This window comes from Pseudomonas sp. R2-60-08W (genome assembly GCF_003852335.1).
Taxonomy (GTDB): Bacteria; Pseudomonadota; Gammaproteobacteria; order Pseudomonadales; family Pseudomonadaceae; genus Aquipseudomonas.
In genome coordinates, this window is sequence record NZ_CP027731.1 from 1,693,325 (window position 1) to 1,713,332 (window position 20,008).

A 20,008-nucleotide genomic window follows, 5' to 3' on the forward strand; every position below is an offset into this window, starting at 1 on the left:
TCTTCCTGGGCAGCTATAAAAGAAGGGCGAAGTATACCCGAGCGTCCTGGCCGGCGGATCGCTATAATCGGCGGCTTTTGTTCATGAGTACGGGGAAAGGGATGCGCGACCGACTGTTGGCTGCAGAGAAGGTGAAGGCCATCGAGTGGCGTGATGGCGTGCTGCACCTGCTCGATCAGCGTGCGCTGCCGGCCCGGGAATGCTGGGTGGCGTGCTCGACCGTCGGCGAGGTGGCCGCCGCCATCCGCTCGATGGTGGTACGCGGCGCGTCGGCCATCGGCATCAGCGCGGCCTACGGGCTGGTGCTGGCTGCTCGCGAGCGCATGGCCGAAGGCGGCGACTGGCAGGCGGCCTGGGAAGAAGACTACGCACTGCTGGCCGATACCCGACCCACTGCATCGAACCTGTTCTGGGCGCTGAAATGCATGCGCGACCGCCTCGACCGTCTCAAGCAGCACGCCGACCCATTGGTGGTGCTGGAAGCTGAAGCCATTGCGATCCATGAAAGCGACCGCGAGGCCAATGTGGTCATGGCCCAATTGGGTATGGAGAGGATTCGCAAGCACCAGGGCAACGCCCAGGCGATCCTCACCCATGGCAACGCCGGCGCATTGGCCTCGGGCGGTGTCGGCACGGCCCTCGGGGTGATTCGTGCGGCGTTCCTGGAGGGGCTGGTCGAGCAGGTCTATGCCAACGAAACCCGTCCCTGGCTGCAAGGCTCGCGCCTGACGGCGTGGGAGTTGGCGGGCGAGGGTATCCCGGTGACGGCCAATGCCGACTCCGCCGGGGCGCATATCCTCAAAACCAAAGGCGTGACCTGGGTGGTCGTTGGCGCTGACTGCATCGCGGCCAATGGCGATGTGATCGGCAAGATCGGCACCTATCAGTTGGCCGTGTGTGCCATGCACCACGGCGTGCGCTTTATGGTGGTGGCGTCGAGCTCGACCCTCGACCTGATGATGGCCACTGGCGATGATGTGGCCCTGGAGGAGCGTGATGTGGCTGAGTTGCTGGAGGTGAATGGCCAGCGGCTGGAGGTGCAGGCCTTCAACCCGGTTTTCGATGTCACCCCGGCCGACCTGATCGACGTGATCGTCACCGAGAAAGGGGTGGTGGAGCGGCCGGATGCGGCGAAGCTGGCTAAGCTGATGTGCCGTAAGCGGCTGCATTGAGGGTGGTGGTGTTTGTGGAAGAGCAATCGGGAGCAAGCCCCCTCCCACATTTGATTTGTGAACACAGTCAAAATGTGGGAGGGGGCTTGCTCCCGATTGGCCCTGAAAGTCAATAAAACTTCCGGATCCGCCCCCAAAAAACAGCACCACCCCATCTCTGAGCCTCTCTCGTCCTCCTCAAGCCTGTCATTCATCAAATTACTAGCCTCCATGCGCATCAGGGGGATAGGTGCGTGGCGGCGATTGTGATAACATCCGGCGGTTTCCAGGGCCGCCCCGAGGGGTTGCCCATAACGTGCAGATCCGTGTCATAACTCGTTGATTTGTCGTAAGTCGTTGTCAGGCACCGTGCCGGCAGCGGCGAGCTTCGTTCGGCCCATCTGGACGTGACGAAGTTTCACCCGAAAAAGGAATCAGGCTTCTCATGGGCGAACTGGCCAAAGAAATCCTCCCGGTCAATATCGAAGACGAGCTGAAACAGTCCTACCTCGACTACGCGATGAGCGTAATTGTCGGTCGGGCACTGCCTGATGCGCGCGATGGCTTGAAGCCCGTGCACCGGCGTGTGCTGTTCGCGATGAGCGAGCTGGGTAACGACTGGAACAAGCCGTACAAGAAATCTGCCCGTGTTGTCGGTGACGTGATCGGTAAGTATCACCCTCACGGCGACACTGCGGTGTACGACACCATCGTTCGGATGGCCCAGCCGTTTTCCCTACGCTACCTGCTGGTAGACGGCCAGGGCAACTTCGGTTCGGTCGACGGCGACAACGCCGCAGCCATGCGATACACCGAAGTGCGCATGACCAAGCTGGCGCACGAGCTGCTGGCCGACCTGCATAAAGAAACCGTGGACTGGGTGCCGAACTACGACGGCACCGAAATGATCCCGGCCGTCATGCCCACCCGTATTCCCAACCTGCTGGTCAACGGTTCCAGCGGTATCGCCGTGGGCATGGCCACCAACATCCCGCCGCACAACCTCGGTGAAGTGATCGACGGTTGCCTGGCCCTCATCGACAACCCCGAGCTGACCATCGATGAGCTGATGCAATACATCCCCGGCCCGGATTTCCCGACCGCCGCAATCATCAACGGTCGCGCCGGCATCATCGAAGCCTACCGCACCGGTCGCGGCCGCATTTACATGCGTGCCCGCTCGATGATCGAAGACATCGACAAGGTCGGTGGCCGCCAGCAGATCGTCATCACCGAACTTCCGTACCAGTTGAACAAGGCGCGCCTGATCGAAAAGATCGCCGAGCTGGTTAAAGAGAAGAAGCTCGAAGGCATCACCGAGCTGCGCGACGAGTCCGACAAAGACGGTATGCGCGTGGTGATCGAGCTGCGTCGTGGCGAAGTGCCTGAGGTGATCCTCAACAACCTCTACGCCCAGACCCAGCTGCAAAGCGTGTTTGGTATCAACGTTGTTGCGCTGATCGATGGCCGCCCGCGCATCCTGAACCTCAAGGACTTGCTGGAAGCCTTCGTGCGTCACCGTCGCGAAGTCGTCACCCGTCGTACCGTGTTCGAACTGCGCAAGGCCCGCGAGCGCGGCCACATCCTGGAAGGCCAGGCAGTTGCGCTGTCGAACATCGACCCGGTGATCGCCCTGATCAAGGCCTCGCCAACCCCGTCGGAAGCCAAGGAAGCGCTGATCAGCACGCCTTGGGAGTCCAGCGCTGTGGTCGCGATGGTTGAACGCGCCGGCGCCGACTCGTGCCGTCCGGAAACCCTGGATCCGCAATACGGCCTGCGCGAAGGCAAGTACTTCCTGTCGCCGGAACAGGCCCAGGCCATCCTGGAACTGCGCCTGCACCGCCTGACCGGTCTGGAGCACGAGAAGCTGCTGGCCGAGTATCAGGAAATCCTCAACCAGATCGGCGAGTTGATCCGCATCCTCAACAGCGCCGTGCGCCTGATGGAAGTGATCCGCGAAGAACTCGAAGTGATCCGCGCCGAATACGGCGACGTGCGCCGTACCGAAATCCTCGACGCGCGCCTCGACCTGACCCTGGGTGACATGATCCCGGAAGAAGAGCGCGTGGTGACCATCTCCCACGGCGGCTATGCCAAGACCCAGCCATTGGCGGCCTACCAGGCCCAGCGTCGTGGCGGTAAAGGTAAATCGGCTACCGGCGTTAAGGATGAGGACTACATCGCTCACCTGCTGGTTGCCAACAGCCACACCACGCTGCTGCTGTTCTCCAGCAAGGGCAAGGTGTACTGGTTGAAAACCTACGAAATCCCTGAAGCGTCCCGCGCTGCCCGTGGTCGCCCGCTGGTCAACCTGCTGCCGCTGGACAGTGATGAATACATCACCACCATGCTGCCGGTCGATGAATACACCGAGGGTCACTTCATCTTCATGGCCACCGCCAAAGGCACCGTGAAGAAGACCCCGCTGGAATCCTTCAGCCGTCAACGCAGCGTGGGCCTGATCGCCCTGGAACTGGATGAAGGCGACGTGCTGATTTCGGCGGCCATTACCGATGGCGAGCGCGAAGTCATGCTGTTCTCCGACGGCGGCAAGGTCACGCGCTTCAAGGAATCCGACGTTCGCGCCATGGGCCGTACTGCCCGTGGTGTGCGCGGCATGCGCCTGCCGGAAGGGCAGAAGCTGATTTCCATGCTGATCCCGGAAGAAGGCAGCCAGATCCTTACCGCGTCCGAGCGTGGCTACGGCAAGCGCACCGCCATCAGCGAGTTCCCGGAGTACAAGCGTGGCGGCCAGGGCGTGATCGCCATGGTCAGCAACGACCGCAACGGTCGTCTGGTCGGCGCGGTGCAGGTGCTCGACGGCGAGGAAATCATGCTGATTTCCGACCAGGGCACCCTGGTACGTACCCGCGTGGCAGAAGTCTCGAGCCTGGGCCGTAACACCCAGGGCGTGACTTTGATCAAGCTGGCCAAGGACGAGAAGCTGGTCGGTCTTGAGCGTGTGCAGGAGCCTTCGGAAGTTGAAGGTGAAGAGCTGGAAGGTGAGGAGTTTGAAGGCGAGGTGATCGCAACCGGCGATGACCACGTCGACGAGCCAACCCTCGATGCTGCCGCAGACGAAGAAGAACCGCAGGAATAAGCGGACACACAGGGGGCGGATGAAGATTCGCCCCCTTGTTGTTTGTCCGGATGGAAATATCGACAGCGATGAAAATCCAACTGTGGGAGGGGGCTTGCTCCCGATTGCGGAGTGTCAGCGGCACATAAGCTGACTGACCCACCGCTTTCGCGAGCAAGCCCGCTCCCGCACGGGATCCGGTGTCGGCTGATATGTTTGCGTGACTACCACCAGACCAGAGTGAGATTGGATGTGAGCAAGAGAGCCTATAACTTCTGTGCCGGTCCCGCGGCGCTTCCTGAAGCAGTCCTGCAGCGCGCGCAGGCTGAACTCCTCGACTGGCATGGAAAAGGCCTCTCCGTGATGGAAATGAGCCATCGCAGCGATGAGTTCGTATCCATCGCCACCAAGGCTGAGCAGGACCTGCGCGACTTGCTGGGCATCCCTTCCCACTACAAGGTGCTGTTCCTGCAGGGCGGCGCGAGCCAGCAGTTCGCCCAGATCCCGCTGAACCTGCTGCCGGAAGACGGCACGGCGGACTATATCGACACCGGTATCTGGGGGCAGAAGGCCATTGAAGAGGCCTCCCGCTATGGTCACGTCAACGTGGCAGGCACCGCCAAGCCTTATGACTACTTCGCCATTCCGGGTCAGAACGAATGGAAACTGTCGAAGGACGCGGCCTACGTGCACTACGTCGCCAACGAAACCATCGGTGGCCTGGAATTCGACTGGGTGCCGCAGGTGGGCGACGTTCCACTGGTGTGCGACATGTCTTCGGACATCCTCTCGCGCCCGATCGATGTGTCCAAGTACGGCATGATCTACGCCGGCGCACAGAAAAACATCGGCCCGAGCGGCATCCTGGTCAACATCATCCGTGAAGACCTGCTGGGTCGCGCCCGCTCGCTGTGCCCGACCATGCTCAACTACAAGGTCGCGGCCGATAACGGCTCGATGTACAACACTCCGCCGGCGTTCGCCTGGTACTTGTCCGGCCTAGTGTTCGAATGGCTCAAGGAGCAGGGCGGCGTGGCGGCCATGGGTAAGCTCAACGAAGTGAAGAAGCGCACCCTGTACGACTTTATCGACGCCAGCGGCCTGTACAGCAACCCGATCAACCTCAGCGACCGCTCGTGGATGAACGTGCCGTTCCGCCTGGCCGATGACCGCCTGGACAAGCCATTCCTGGCCGGCGCCGAAGCGCGTGGCCTGTTGAACCTCAAGGGCCACCGTTCGGTCGGCGGCATGCGCGCCTCCATCTATAACGCTGTCGACATCCACGCGATCAACGCGCTGGTTGCCTACATGGCAGAGTTTGAAAAGGAACACGGCTAATGTCTGAGCAAGAACTCAAGGCCCTGCGTGTACGCATCGACAGCCTGGACGAGAAAGTCCTCGAGCTGATCAGTGAGCGCGCACGCTGCGCCCAGGAAGTGGCGCGGGTGAAAATGGCGTCCCTGGCCGAAGGCGAAGTGCCGGTGTTCTACCGGCCCGAGCGAGAAGCCCAGGTGCTCAAGCGCGTGATGGAACGCAACCAAGGCCCGCTGGGCAACGAAGAAATGGCGCGGTTGTTCCGTGAAATCATGTCCTCGTGCCTGGCCCTGGAGCAGCCGCTGAAAGTGGCGTACCTCGGCCCGGAAGGCACCTTCACCCAGGCGGCGGCCATGAAACATTTCGGCCACGCCGTGATCAGCAAGCCGATGGCGGCGATCGACGAAGTGTTCCGCGAAGTGGCGGCCGGTGCGGTGAATTTTGGCGTGGTGCCGGTGGAAAACTCCACCGAAGGCGCGGTCAACCACACGCTGGACAGCTTCCTGGAACACGACATGGTGATCTGCGGTGAGGTCGAGCTGCGCATCCACCATCACCTGTTGGTGGGCGAGAACACCAAGACCGACAGCATCAGCCGGATCTATTCCCACGCCCAGTCCCTGGCCCAGTGCCGCAAGTGGCTGGATGCGCATTACCCGAATGTCGAGCGCGTGGCGGTCTCCAGCAATGCCGAGGCGGCCAAGCGGGTCAAGGGCGAGTGGAACTCGGCGGCGATTGCCGGCGATATGGCGGCGGGCCTGTATGGCTTGACGCGCCTGGCCGAGAAAATCGAGGACCGCCCGGACAACTCCACGCGTTTCCTGATGATCGGTAGCCAGGAAGTGCCGCCTACCGGCGACGACAAGACGTCGATCATCGTCTCCATGAGCAACAAGCCGGGCGCGCTGCATGAGCTGCTGGTGCCGTTCCACGACAACGGCATCGACCTGACGCGCATCGAGACGCGTCCTTCGCGCAGCGGTAAATGGACCTACGTGTTCTTCATCGACTTCATCGGGCATCACCGCGACCCACTGGTCAAAGGCGTGCTGGAGAAAATCAGCCAGGAGGCCGTGGCACTCAAGGTGCTGGGCTCTTACCCGAAAGCGGTTTTGTGAGGCTTTAACATGAGTGGCAACTTCCTCGCCCTGGCGCAGCCGGGCGTGCAACAACTGTCGCCTTACGTTCCGGGCAAGCCTGTGGACGAGCTGGCGCGTGAGTTGAATCTGGACCCGTCCAAGATCGTCAAGCTGGCGAGTAACGAAAACCCGCTGGGCCCGAGCCCCAAGGTGCTGGCGGCGATTCGTGAAGAGCTGGCTGAGCTGACCCGTTACCCCGACGGCAACGGCTTTGCCCTCAAGTCGCTGCTGGCGCAAAAATGCCGGGTCGAGCTGAATCAGGTGACCCTGGGCAACGGTTCCAACGACATCCTTGAGCTGGTCGGTCGCGCTTATCTGGCGCCCGGCCTGAATGCGGTGTTCAGTGAGCATGCCTTTGCGGTCTACCCGATCGTGACCCAGGCCGTAGGCGCGGATGCCCGCGTTATACCGGCAAAAGAGTGGGGCCATGACCTGCCGGCGATGCTGGCGGCCATCGACGCCCAGACCCGCGTGGTGTTCATTGCCAACCCGAATAACCCCACCGGTACCTGGTTCGACGCACAGGCGCTGGACGACTTCCTGCAAGGCGTGCCCGAGCATGTGCTGGTGGTGCTGGACGAGGCTTACATCGAGTACGCCGAAGGCAGCGACCTGCCGGATGGCCTGGACTTCCTGGCGGCCTACCCGAACCTGCTGGTGTCGCGCACGTTCTCCAAGGCCTATGGCCTGGCCTCGCTGCGGGTCGGTTACGGCTTGTCCACGGCGGTGGTTGCCGATGTGCTGAACCGCGTGCGCCAGCCGTTCAACGTCAACAGTCTCGCCCTGGCGGCGGCCTGTGCGGCGATCAAGGGTGCCGACTATCTGGCAGAAAGCCGTCGCCTCAACGAAAGCGGCATGCAGCAATTGCAGGCAGGTTTCCGCGAGCTGGGCCTGGGCTGGATTGCGTCCAAGGGCAACTTCATCTGTGTCGACCTCGGCCAGGTAGCCGCCCCGGTCTTCCAGGGGTTGCTGCGCGAAGGCGTGATCGTGCGTCCGGTGGCCAATTACGGCATGCCGAATCACCTGCGTGTCACCATCGGTTTGCCGGCTGAGAACAGCCGCTTCCTGGAGGCGTTGGCCAAGGTTCTGGCCCGTGGTTGATGTCACTGCATTGCAACCTGCTGTGCCTATGATCGGTCGCCTGGTGGTGGTCGGTCTTGGGTTGATCGGGGGTTCCTTCGCCAAAGGCCTGCGTGAGAGTGGTTTGTGCGGCGAAGTGGTGGGCGTGGACCTGGACCCGCATTCGCGCCAGTTGGCGGTAGAACTGGGGGTGGTAGACCGTTGTGAGGCGGACCTGGCCATCGCGTGCCAGGGCGCCGACGTAATCCAGCTGGCGGTACCGATCCTGGCCATGGAAAAGCTCCTGGCGATTTTGGCCGGCCTGGACCTGGGCAGCGCGATTCTCACGGATGTCGGCAGTGCCAAGGGCAATGTGGTGCGCGCGGCGCAACTGGCGTTTGGTGAAATGCCGCCGCGCTTCGTGCCGGGCCATCCGATTGCCGGTTCCGAGCAGAGCGGGGTGGAGGCGTCCAATGCACAGCTGTTTCGTCGGCACAAAGTGATCCTGACCCCGCATGCGCAGACTGACCCAGCGGCGTTGGCCGTGGTGGATCGGCTGTGGCGGGAGCTGGGGGCGGACGTGGAGCATATGCAGGTCGAACGCCACGACGAAGTGCTCGCTGCTACCAGTCATCTGCCCCATCTGCTGGCGTTTGGCCTAGTGGATTCGTTGGCCAAGCGTAACGAAAATCTGGAGATTTTCCGCTATGCCGCCGGAGGTTTTCGCGACTTCACGCGGATTGCCGGCAGCGATCCGGTGATGTGGCACGACATCTTCCTCGCCAATCGCGAAGCGGTGTTGCGCACTCTGGATACCTTCCGCAGCGACCTCGATGCCCTGCGTGATGCGGTGGATGCAGGTGATGGTCACCAATTACTGGGCGTGTTCACCCGTGCGCGGGTGGCGCGTGAGCACTTCAGCAAGATCCTGGCGCGCCGGGCCTATATGGAAACCGCAGTGAGCGCCGACGAGCAGACGTTCATCGCCAGCCCGGGTGGCCGCTTGAGCGGGCGCATCCGGGTGCCGGGTGACAAGTCGATCTCCCATCGGTCGATCATGCTGGGCTCACTGGCCGACGGCGTGACCGAAGTTGAAGGCTTCCTGGAGGGCGAAGATGCCCTGGCGACGTTGCAGGCGTTCCGCGACATGGGCGTGGTGATTGAAGGGCCGCACCATGGGCGGGTGACGATTCATGGCGTGGGTTTGCATGGCTTGAAGCCGGCGCCAGGGCCGATTTACCTGGGTAACTCCGGAACGTCCATGCGCCTGTTGTCCGGGTTGCTGGCGGCGCAGCGCTTCGACAGCGTGCTGACGGGCGATGCGTCGCTGTCCAAGCGCCCAATGAATCGCGTGGCTGAGCCGTTGCGGGAAATGGGCGCAGTGATCGAGACCGGGCCGCAAGGGCGTCCGCCGCTGACCATTCGCGGCGGCCAGGCGCTGAAAGGCTTGAATTATGTACTACCAATGGCCAGCGCCCAGGTGAAATCCTGCCTGTTGTTGGCCGGGCTGTATGCCGAAGGTAAAACCTGCGTGACCGAGCCTGCACCGACCCGCGACCATACCGAACGCATGTTGCGCGGTTTTGGCTATCCGGTGGGTGTGGAGGGCGCGACGGCGTCGATTGAATCCGGGCATGCGTTGACCGCTACCCATATAGAGGTACCGGGAGACATTTCCTCGTCGGCTTTTTTCCTGGTCGCAGCCACGATTGCCGAGGGTTCCGAGCTGTTGCTGGAACATGTCGGTATCAACCCGACCCGCACCGGGGTGATCGATATCCTGCGCCTGATGGGTGCAGACATCACCTTGGAAAACCCGCGTGAAGTGGGTGGTGAACCGGTCGCCGACCTGCGTGTACGCGCGGCTGTACTCAAGGGTATCGAGATTCCCGAAGCGCTGGTGCCGCTGGCGATCGATGAGTTCCCCGTGCTGTTCGTCGCCGCCGCCTGCGCGCAGGGGCGAACCGTACTGCGCGGCGCCGAGGAGTTGCGGGTGAAGGAGTCCGACCGTATCCAGGTCATGGCCGACGGTCTGTTGGCGCTGGGTGTGAAGTGTGAACCGACGCCTGATGGGATTATCATCGACGGCGGCCCGATAGACGGTGGCGACGTGCATGCCCATGGCGATCATCGGATTGCCATGGCATTCAGCGTGGCGTCCTTACGAGCGGCGGCGCCGATTCGTATCCGTGATTGCGCCAACGTTGCTACGTCTTTTCCGAATTTTCTTACACTGTGTGCCCACGTCGGCATGCGTGTTGCCCAAGAGGCTCAATTGTGAATATCAAAGCACCGGTGATTACCATCGACGGGCCAAGCGGCTCGGGCAAAGGCACGATCGCCGGCATCCTGGCCAAGCGCCTGGGCTGGTGCCTGCTGGATTCCGGCGCGCTGTATCGCCTGCTGGCGTTCGCTGCGCGTAACCATGGTGTCGACCTGACCAACGAAGAGTTGCTGACGAAAATCGCCGCCCATCTGGACGTGCAGTTCATCGCGGCGACCGACGGTCAATTGCAGCGCATCATCCTCGAAGGTGATGAAGTCAGTGACGTGATTCGCACCGAGAGTATCGGCGCCGGCGCGTCCCAGGTGGCGGCTCTGCCAGCGGTTCGCGAGGCTTTGCTGCAGCGCCAGCGCGCGTTTCAGGAGCCGCCGGGCCTGGTGGCCGACGGCCGCGACATGGGCACGGTGGTGTTTCCCGAGGCGCCGCTGAAGATTTTCCTGACCGCCAGCGCCGAGGAGCGTGCCCGCCGCCGCTACTTGCAGTTGAAGGGCAAAGTCGATGGTGTTAGTCTGTCGAGTCTGCTAGATGAGATCCGTGCACGCGATGAGCGTGATACCCAGCGTGCGGTAGCCCCGCTCAAGCCGGCGGCTGACGCCATACAGCTGGATTCCACGGAGTTGTCCATCGAGCAGGTGCTGGAACGCATCATGAGCGAGATCGCCATTCGCGATATCGCCGGGTGACCAAGAAGGTTGCAGGGGACCAGTCATAGTCCTGCAGCGCTTCTTTTAATTGAAACTGACCCACACCGTCTGGGGTGTGGAGATGGGCGTATTCTTCGCCCTTATCAACAGGAATTAAAATGAGCGAAAGCTTTGCGGAACTCTTTGAAGAAAGCCTAAAAACCCTGAACCTTCAGGCAGGCTCCATCATCACCGGTGTTATCGTTGATATCGATTACCAAGCTCGCTGGGTAACCGTTCACGCTGGTCTGAAGTCTGAAGCTCTGATCCCGCTGGAACAGTTCTACAACGATGCTGGTGATCTGACAATCAATGTCGGTGACGAAGTTCACGTTGCTCTGGACTCGGTTGAAGACGGTTTCGGTGAAACCAAGCTGTCCCGTGAAAAAGCCAAGCGCGCTGAATGCTGGATTGTTCTCGAAGCAGCCTTCGCAGCTGAAGAAGTGGTCAAGGGCGTTATCAACGGTAAGGTTAAAGGCGGCTTCACTGTCGACGTTAACGGCATCCGTGCGTTCCTGCCAGGTTCTTTGGTCGACGTTCGTCCAGTGCGCGACACCACGCACCTGGAAGGCAAAGAACTCGAATTCAAGGTCATCAAACTCGACCAGAAGCGCAACAACGTTGTCGTTTCCCGTCGCAGCGTGCTGGAAGCAGAGAACTCCGCCGAGCGTGAAGCTCTGCTGGAATCCCTGCAGGAAGGCCAACAAGTCAAAGGTATCGTCAAGAACCTCACCGATTACGGCGCATTCGTCGATCTGGGTGGCGTCGATGGCCTGCTGCACATTACCGACATGGCTTGGAAGCGTATCAAGCATCCATCGGAAATCGTCAACGTTGGCGATGAGATCGATGTCAAGGTTCTGAAATACGATCGCGAACGCAACCGTGTTTCCCTGGGCCTGAAGCAACTGGGTGAAGATCCATGGGTCGCTATCAAAGCCCGTTACCCAGAAGGCACCCGCGTGACCGCGCGTGTTACCAACCTGACTGACTACGGCTGCTTCGCTGAGCTGGAAGAAGGCGTTGAAGGCCTGGTACACGTTTCCGAAATGGACTGGACCAACAAGAACATCCACCCTTCGAAAGTCGTACAAGTCGGCGACGAAGTGGAAGTTATGGTTCTGGACATCGACGAAGAGCGTCGTCGTATCTCCCTGGGCATCAAGCAGTGCAAATCTAACCCATGGGAAGATTTCTCTGGCCAGTTCAACAAGGGCGATAAAATCTCCGGCACCATCAAGTCGATCACCGATTTCGGTATCTTCATTGGTCTGGACGGCGGCATCGACGGCCTGGTTCACCTGTCCGACATCTCCTGGAACGAAGTTGGCGAAGAAGCTGTTCGTCGTTTCAAGAAGGGCGACGAGCTGGACACCGTTATCCTGTCGGTTGACCCAGAGCGCGAGCGCATCTCCCTGGGTATCAAGCAACTGGAAAGCGATCCGTTCTCCGAGTACGTTCAAGAGAACGACAAAGGCGCCATCGTTAAAGGTACAGTGAAAGAAGTTGACGCCAAAGGCGCCATCATCACTCTGGCCGACGATATCGAAGCGACTCTGAAAGCCTCCGAAATCAGCCGTGACCGCGTTGAAGACGCGCGCAACGTTCTGAAAGAAGGCCAGGAAGTAGAAGCCAAGATCATCAGCGTTGACCGCAAGAGCCGCGTAATCCAACTCTCCATCAAGTCCAAAGACGAAGTGGAAGAGAAAGAAGCTATCCAGAGCCTGAAAGAAGCTCCGGCAGCTGCAACTGGCGAGACCACCATGGCCTCCCTGCTGCGCGAAGCAATGGCTAAGCAGAACTAAGTTCTGTAAAGCTGTAGGAAAAGGGCGACTTCGGTCGCCCTTTTTTGTGCCTGAAATTTGATGAATCAACACCGCCGAACCAAGGCATTCAGCCTGCGGTCAGAACTGGCTATAGTCTTTTAAAGATATTCCGTGTTACTGATTCGATAAGGGTTTGAATGAACAGGATTCTCGTAGTGCTCGCGTTAGTCATTCTGGCGGGCTGCTCCAGCACCAGCGCCAGGACCCATGCCAAGAGCGGCATAAGCGGCATCGAGATCGACTGCTCTGGCCTGGGCAACAAATGGGAGAAGTGCGAAAAACGCGCTGCTCGTGAATGCAAAATGCAGGGCTACAAAGTACTCACCCGTTCCAGTGATGCGGCGGATGAGGAGGGCGACTATCCGTTTGGCTGGAATCCCGCCGGCGCAGTAACGCGCACGATGTTGGTAATCTGCAACTGAGGTTTCGATGCGCTCATTGCGGGCGTTTATTTAAGCGGCAGATAAGTTGATATACGGGCTGTTCAAATTCATCAAGTCATGCTAAAACCTTCGAAGCGCTTTTCCTAGCTGCTTGAAAAAGAAGGGAAAAATATGACGAAGTCGGAGTTGATCGAACGAATTGTCACCCATCAAGGGCTGCTCTCATCCAAGGATGTGGAGCTGGCTATCAAGACCATGCTTGAACAAATGTCCCAATGCCTGGCCACCGGAGATCGCATCGAAATCCGCGGCTTCGGCAGCTTCTCCCTCCACTACCGCGCCCCGCGCGTAGGCCGCAACCCAAAGACCGGCCAATCCGTCAGCCTCGACGGAAAGTTCGTTCCCCACTTCAAGCCGGGCAAGGAATTGCGCGATCGGGTGAACGAAGAAGAGGAAGAGGGCGTCTGAGTGTTTTTGGAGTAGGAGATGGTTATGCATGGGGTTAAGCGCGTTGTCGCGGTATTCGCGGTGCTGGTTGCTGCGCTGGTGGTATTGGCGTTTGTGCTCGAGAATCAGCAGGGTGTTGCGCTGTCGTTCCTGGGGTGGAGTACTGCGCAGATGCCGGTGGCGGTGTTTGTAGTGGTGGGGTTGATTGTGGGGATGTTGATTGGGCCGCTGTTGGGGGTTTTTGTGCGCGGCCGGCGTGTTAGGGCTACGACGAAGGGGTAGGAGATAGGGTGTGCCTCTACAGCCTCAACGAGTATTTTATGACCGTCTATCAGATAAAATTCCCTTAGTAGCGCCTTTTTTACATTGCGAGATCACATCGATTAACCACCCTTTTAAGGCCAGGCCCAAGCATTTACGACTGAGTGCTGTCTTATCTATTCCAATATTCTGCGATCTGACTCCTCAGACGTCGCAGAATGAGCCATTTCCTTGGCTTATTAGGACTTTTCTTACAGATGTGTCAAGTCTTGTAATATGCCAAAGAGATGGCAAAATGGAATCTGTTCTCGATAACGGTCATTTTGTGCGCTCAAATCTGGCAGAGACGCTGGGTTTTGGCGGTCATCCAATTAGAATAAAAACACGCAAATTGTCTGCATAACGAGCCCGCAGTTTCTCTTTGAAGGCAGGTTTTTGTTGTGAGTAGTAGCCTACGCTCCGCCCTCGTTCCCCAGCATAAAGAATTTAATTCGTTCGGAATTATAAAAAATCTCTGGGATCAGAAAGTCATTATTTTTTTAACTGCCGCGGTGATTGCATCAGCTTTTGCAGCCTATGCATTTTCGGTCACGCCAGTATACAAGGTGAGCAGTATACTTCGGCCTGCTGCGATTAATGAACTGGATGCGCTCAATCGCTCGGAAGTTTATGTTTTACCTCCTAGCGAGGCACTGGTAAGAGTCGGTATGGCCTTAGAGTCTTATGAGATTCGCATGGGGTTTTTTAGGTCCAATCAGAAATTATTTGAGGGGTTTGTGCGTCCTGGACAAACTCTGCAGCAAGCATTTGAGGAGTTTAATAAAAAATCAATTAACTTAATATTGGCTAATAAGGATAAGGTTGACGCGCTTGGTTCTTATCTGGAGCTTGAGCTAAATTATCCAAAAGGAATAGATGGAGTTTCAATACTCAATGGATTTATCAAGTATGCAATAGCAAATGAGCGTGATCAGATATCTGCAGACTTGACGGTTATTGTAAATAATCGATTAAAAGAAATTGACGGTAGACTCGCCACAGCCCGCTCAGCTTATGATACATGGAAAGAAGCAAAGATAGCGTCTCTGACTGAATCAGACAATATTCGCCGAGCTCAGTTAAAAGATGAACTTCAGGGGCTGCGTATACAACTTCATAGCTTAAGTTCAAATCGAATTGCTGAGCTGGATGAAGCGATAGCAATTGCCAAAAAACTGAATATCAGAATGCCGGCTTCGCCTACGTCTGTCGGTGATGATGCACACTCTGGTTCTATCACTATGCGAACAGAAATTAACAATCAGCAGATTCCCTTATATTTTATGGGGGTCAGTGCGCTTGAGGCTGAGCGTACGGCCTTGCTACAGCGAAAATCGAATGACTTTACTGAAAGACGTATCGCCCAAATTGCGAAAGAATTAAAGCTGTTGGAGTTTAATCGAGAAATAGAGGTCTTGAAAAGTCGAGTGAACGACGAATTATTTTTGAATGATGTACAGCCATTGCGTGCAGAGAAAGCACGCCTGCTGACGGTAAATAAAGATATGAGTCATCTTAAGCTCGTAGTCATTGACAAACAAGCATTAGAGCCCACCACCCCAATTAGTCCAAATCGCCTTTTGCTCATTACAGGCGGAGGGTTGCTAGGCCTTATTATCGGATGTGCTCTCGCTTTTTTTCGTACGGTCATTCATAGGCTGCGCGATCCGAAAGTTCTGTGAACTCTTCACTCATGATGTAGGCGATTGTTAGCTGAGCCTATGCTCGTTCGGAAGCGAGTGAGTGATCCGAAGTCGATTAACCTGAAGGCAATTTGCCATCTGTTATAATGTCGTATTTTGACTGTAAGCCCAGCAGATGATCCTAGATGAAAGCCTCCGTTGCAGTGTAAAATTGTGCTTTTAGTCGCTGCGGGCTTATGGCTCGTTTTGGTAGTCCCTTCCTCTAATCGGTACCTGAGAATGGCTCGATTGGTAACCGGCACACGCTTTAGTTGAGCTTATTCTGAGGTCGATATGAAAATTAATAAACGCTACGCGTTCTTGGCAGTGCTTGCGGCCAGCGTACTCGTGACCTTGGGCGATACCAGGAATATTATCGGCTCACTTAACTACTGGTTATTATGGGGGGGCGTATTTGCACTTGGGATTTACGGTTGCGGCGGACGGTTGAAGCTGACGCCGGAGGGAAGTGCTATCATGCTGGGTTTCACATTGATGGCACTTGCTTTTATGATTTCAGGAGTAGCTAATTCTGATATATATACAGCTTACCAAGGTGTGAAGTTTATAGCGATTTTTATACTGTTTTTGGTGATATACAACTGTTCCAGTTTGCTGGAATTGAACGATTTTTACAGGATTGCTTCAATTTCGATTATTGTAGGACTTATAGTATTTGTCTTGTCAAAATTTGTGTTTGTTGAGCTCTATGTTCAATTAGGCGATGGCCGCCAAGGGAGCGAGTTCGCCTATCCCGGAGTAATGTGGAAAGTATGTGCTTTTTTTGCGCCTTATATAATTGCAACACTGCTTTCGGCGGGCATGAAAAAAGCATTTTTTGCTGGCGTAATTTTAATTGCAGCGGTGTATATATTGCTGGCCGATTCCAGTAGAACAGGATTTCTCTGGTTTGCGATTGTAATATTATCTTTCTTTCTCTTGCGGTTTTTGATTTTTCCTATCAGGACGTTGATGATTGCAATTGTTTGCTTGATTGCAGGAATTTGTGTGCTTCTATCTTCAAACTTTGATTTTGCAAATCATGATTCATTGCTTGTTTTAAATCGTTTGCTTGAGGGGGATCCAGTTAGATCTGCCATGATACAGGATGGAATAAGTAACGTTCAAAAGTGTTTTCCATTCGGTTGCGGATTTGGCAGTTCATTTAGTGTAGTGGATGGCGAAAATATTGTTATCCATAATGTATACTTAGGTATGCTGGGCGACGTAGGTGTACTCGGTGAGTTAGCACTTTTGTTTTTGATATTAACGCCATTTATTTTTCTCTTTTTGTCGCTCGTGGAGAGTGCCAGTTTAAATAAAAATATTTTCTTTAAGTTTGCCGCTGCGCTGGGGGGGCTTTGTTATATTTTTATCATGCTCTTTCATCCGCTGAGTACCGAGATGTCAGAATGGGGTTATTGGATTGTGATGGTGTCTTGGCTTTCTCGTACTTATAAGTATGAAGATTTAAGTTTGAATAAAATAAAACATGACAAGCACATAGGATCATAACGTGTTTACCGTATTTAAAAATATGAGCCTGCTTTTCGTCGTACAGCTTTTTGGGTATTTGGTGCCTATCTTGGAAATACCTGTATTAGCACGTTCGTTGGGCGTTCAGGAATACGGCAAGGTAGTACTTGTCCAATCGATTGCTCTTTTGTCCTCACTTGTTGTGGAGTATGGGTTTTCGTTAAGTGCTGCTCGGCAAGTTTCGTTAGTCAAGACTGATGTGTCGACTCTGTCGAAAGTCTTCGGCGAAGTGCTTTCTGCAAAAGTTATAATCTCTTCTATCATAAGTTTCACAGCGTTTACTTTGTATATGTTTTTTTATTCGAATACTTTCGAGATTGAGGTTGTAGGCCTGGGGTTTTTGTACTTTTTAGCTTTCGGATTTAGCCCGTTTTGGTTTTTTCAAGGGCTTGAAAAAATTGCACTTGTTGTGTTTTTGGAAGTGGCGCTACGTATCTCTAGCCTTTTATGCTTGTTTATTTTTATTCGACATCCAAGTGACGCTTTATTCGCATTAGCTATTTTAGCGACATTTGCATTGGCAAACACGCTGATTGGGAATTATATATGTTACCGAGGCGGATGCAGGATTCGGTTTAGCTTGTTAGGCGGGTGGCTTCAGATCCGCAAGGGCTTTCACGTTTTTATATATAAGAGCTCAAACAACATTTTGCTTAGCGCCGGCCCTGCTCTTGTAGGATTACTTTGTGGGAAAGTAGCTGTTTCAGGATATGTTCCTGCCGAAAAAATCATAAGAGGATTTGTAGGTTTTATAAATCCTGTACTCATTGGTTTTTTTCCATATTTAAATAGACAGTATCTTTCCTCAGCAAAAGCTGCATCTAAGCTATCTTGGATCATCGTGGGGCTGATGTTCTTGCTGGGTTGCGTAAGCGCATTGGCCATTTCCGTAGCTGGTGGATTTCTAATAAACAAACTATTGGGCGCTGATTTTGAGCAGGCAACGACGACGTTGCAGGTTTTTGTATGGATAATCCCTTTCAGAATGGCTAATCAAGCATTGGGCCTATGCATGCTGATACCTCGGGGCATGGATAAAGTCGCTAGTTCTGCGATGCTATTGTTTTCGGTGATGTCTATACTCGTTGCGAGTCTATTATCAATTAAGTACTACGTTAACGGCATTGTTCTCGGGTTTGTCTTGGCGGAAATTATGTTATGCGTTACGTTACTTATATTGTCTTGCCGGTATAAGCCAGTCACTTATATTGAGGAGCGTACTGAGTGATCACAATTTTAACGGCAACATATAATCGCTTTACAACGCTTCCTCGGTTGCTAAAGAGCCTGCGTGAGCAAAGCTCAAAAGAGTTTGAGTGGGTGCTGATAGACGATGGTAGTTCTGATGAGACACAAAACTTTGTCAATGAGCTAAAAGAAACCAATTTAGGTTTCGGGCTAACGGCGGTCAGGCAGAATAATGCTGGGAAGCACGCGGCTATTAATAGCGGAGTGGTGGCAGCAAAAGGAAATTGGATCTTCATTGTCGACAGCGATGACGCACTACTGCCTGATGCTGTCGAAACTGTTTTAGCGTCAGTCGCGGCCGCGACTAGTAGCACAGTTGGCTTGTGCTATCGGAAAGCTTATTTTAGTGGGGAGCTGCTCGGCAATGAGATAAAGACTGCGGAACCGAGCCTTATCTCCACACCGACGGAAGCCGGTAAATTGTTCAAGGGCGATTTAGCTTATATATTTAGAACTGAAGTTATGTCTAAGTTTCCGTTTCCAATTTTTGAAGCTGAGAAGTTTGTTCCAGAATTATACATTTGGAATAAAATAGGTGATGTGGGAGATGTAATATTTTTCACGAGAAAAGTAATTTATCTCTGCGACTATCTGGAAGACGGATACAGCCGAAACTTTTCACGCCATTTAAGAGCTAATCCAAAAGGATTTTTTATTTATTATTGGTCGCAGTTCTTGCGCGAAAAAACCTTGTTTTACAAGTTTAAGAACCTAATTAGGTCTGCCCAATGCCTTTTGTATATGGTTCTAGGGAGGCCTTGATGAACATAATGTTTTTTATCACAGGGTTGGGCATGGGTGGCGCCGAGAGACAAGTCGTGGATCTTGCTGATCGCATGAGTGCACGGGGACATAACGTCGTTATTGCTTATTTGACAGGCAAGCAGGAAGTGCTTCCTGGGGAGCCCAGGGTATCTGTTGTAGCGTTGAATGGTGATAAGACGTTACGTGGGATGGTGCGCGCGATAAATAATCTGATTAAACTAATTAGACGATTTAAACCCGACGTGCTACATAGTCATATGGTGCACGCGAACTTGATAGCTAGGGTGATTCGTTTCGTTATCAAAATACCTAAGCTTATTTGTACGGCACACAGTTCAAATGAAGGTGGTAAGCTGAAAATGCTGGCTTACCGTCTGACTGATTTTCTAGCTGATCTTACGACAAATGTGAGCCAGGAAGCCGTTGATGTACTTATTGCAAAGGGTGCCTCATCTGCCGGGCGTATGATCTTTGTACCTAATGGGATAGATACGGAGCGCTATGTTTTTGATGAGCAAGTGCGTGATCAGGTTCGTGCCAGAGAGTCAATAGACTCTTCTATCAAAGTTATATTGGCTGTAGGGCGGCTCGTCGAGGCAAAAAACTATCCCTGTTTATTAGATGCATTTAAGCTGATCTCGCAGGATGATGAAAACGTGCGTCTGTGGATAGTGGGCGACGGTCCTTTGGCTACTGATCTGGCGCTCCGCGTCAACGAAGCCCACCTTGACGAGAAGATAAAATTTTTTGGACGACGCAATGACGTACCGTCATTTTATTGTGCTGCAGATGTGTATGTATTGTCTTCCGCATGGGAGGGTTTCGGGCTCGTAGTGGCCGAGGCGATGTCATGCAAAACCTTAGTGGTTGCGACAGACTGCGGAGGGGTGAAAGAGGTGCTAGGTGGCAGCGGCTATCTTGTTGAACCGTTTAATCCTGAAGCATTACGTCAGAGTATCACACTAGCACTGAGCCTACCTCCAGAGGAAAAGAACTCGCTAGTCACCTCTGCCAGGTCGAGAGTGGTTGATAACTTTTCCATAAACTCTGTGATTAGTACATGGGAGCGGTTATATACCTAACCAGAAAGCTCATAATTTCGGTTTTCAGCA

Annotated in this window: 16 protein-coding genes; all 16 read left to right on the plus strand. The window is 54.8% G+C overall.

Features of this window, described 5'->3' with window-relative positions:
* Positions 1-101: 101 nt before the first annotated feature.
* Complete coding sequence (gene mtnA, locus C4J90_RS07700) at positions 102-1,172, plus strand: S-methyl-5-thioribose-1-phosphate isomerase (RefSeq protein ID WP_124419545.1); 1,071 nt, start codon at positions 102-104, stop codon at positions 1,170-1,172.
* 424 nt (positions 1,173-1,596) lie between these two features.
* Entirely contained in the window at positions 1,597-4,251 is a 2,655-nt protein-coding gene (gene gyrA, locus C4J90_RS07705; RefSeq protein ID WP_124414182.1) for a DNA gyrase subunit A, read from the plus strand.
* Positions 4,252-4,482: 231 nt separating this feature from the next.
* On the plus strand, positions 4,483-5,568 hold the full coding sequence (serC, locus tag C4J90_RS07710; protein ID WP_124361857.1) for a 3-phosphoserine/phosphohydroxythreonine transaminase: 1,086 nt from the start codon (positions 4,483-4,485) through the stop codon (positions 5,566-5,568).
* Positions 5,568-6,662, plus strand: coding sequence for a prephenate dehydratase (pheA, locus tag C4J90_RS07715; protein WP_094952927.1), 1,095 nt, complete (start codon positions 5,568-5,570; stop codon positions 6,660-6,662). The genes serC and pheA overlap by 1 nt, the downstream gene beginning before the upstream one ends.
* A 9-nt stretch (positions 6,663-6,671) precedes the next feature.
* Positions 6,672-7,784 (plus strand): histidinol-phosphate transaminase, encoded by a 1,113-nt coding sequence (hisC, locus tag C4J90_RS07720; protein ID WP_124419546.1) that lies wholly within the window; start codon positions 6,672-6,674, stop codon positions 7,782-7,784.
* A 28-nt stretch (positions 7,785-7,812) separates the two neighbouring features.
* Complete coding sequence (locus tag C4J90_RS07725) at positions 7,813-10,023, plus strand: bifunctional prephenate dehydrogenase/3-phosphoshikimate 1-carboxyvinyltransferase (RefSeq protein ID WP_256658982.1); 2,211 nt, start codon at positions 7,813-7,815, stop codon at positions 10,021-10,023.
* Complete coding sequence (gene cmk / locus C4J90_RS07730) at positions 10,020-10,709, plus strand: (d)CMP kinase (RefSeq protein WP_005786302.1); 690 nt, start codon at positions 10,020-10,022, stop codon at positions 10,707-10,709. The genes C4J90_RS07725 and cmk overlap by 4 nt, the downstream gene beginning before the upstream one ends.
* Before the next feature lie 119 nt (positions 10,710-10,828).
* Positions 10,829-12,514, plus strand: a complete 1,686-nt coding sequence (gene rpsA, locus C4J90_RS07735; protein WP_124361860.1) for a 30S ribosomal protein S1 — start codon at positions 10,829-10,831, stop codon at positions 12,512-12,514.
* A 158-nt stretch (positions 12,515-12,672) separates the two neighbouring features.
* Positions 12,673-12,957, plus strand: a complete 285-nt coding sequence (locus C4J90_RS07740) for a hypothetical protein (RefSeq protein ID WP_124419548.1) — start codon at positions 12,673-12,675, stop codon at positions 12,955-12,957.
* A gap of 132 nt (positions 12,958-13,089) precedes the next feature.
* Positions 13,090-13,386, plus strand: coding sequence for an integration host factor subunit beta (ihfB, locus tag C4J90_RS07745; RefSeq protein WP_003189779.1), 297 nt, complete (start codon positions 13,090-13,092; stop codon positions 13,384-13,386).
* Between the two features lie 24 nt (positions 13,387-13,410).
* Positions 13,411-13,647, plus strand: a complete 237-nt coding sequence (locus C4J90_RS07750) for a LapA family protein (RefSeq protein WP_124361862.1) — start codon at positions 13,411-13,413, stop codon at positions 13,645-13,647.
* A 419-nt stretch (positions 13,648-14,066) separates the two neighbouring features.
* Complete coding sequence (locus C4J90_RS07755; protein ID WP_124414186.1) at positions 14,067-15,347, plus strand: Wzz/FepE/Etk N-terminal domain-containing protein; 1,281 nt, start codon at positions 14,067-14,069, stop codon at positions 15,345-15,347.
* Between the two features lie 294 nt (positions 15,348-15,641).
* Positions 15,642-16,862 (plus strand): hypothetical protein, encoded by a 1,221-nt coding sequence (locus tag C4J90_RS07760; protein WP_124419549.1) that lies wholly within the window; start codon positions 15,642-15,644, stop codon positions 16,860-16,862.
* Between the two features lies 1 nt (position 16,863).
* Entirely contained in the window at positions 16,864-18,111 is a 1,248-nt protein-coding gene (locus tag C4J90_RS07765) for an oligosaccharide flippase family protein (RefSeq protein ID WP_124419550.1), read from the plus strand.
* Positions 18,108-18,893: a glycosyltransferase family A protein gene (locus C4J90_RS07770; protein WP_124361866.1), complete on the plus strand. Its 786-nt coding sequence runs from the start codon at positions 18,108-18,110 to the stop codon at positions 18,891-18,893. The genes C4J90_RS07765 and C4J90_RS07770 overlap by 4 nt, the downstream gene beginning before the upstream one ends.
* Positions 18,893-19,978, plus strand: coding sequence for a glycosyltransferase (locus tag C4J90_RS07775; RefSeq protein ID WP_124419551.1), 1,086 nt, complete (start codon positions 18,893-18,895; stop codon positions 19,976-19,978). The genes C4J90_RS07770 and C4J90_RS07775 overlap by 1 nt, the downstream gene beginning before the upstream one ends.
* The last annotated feature ends 30 nt before the right edge of the window (positions 19,979-20,008 follow it).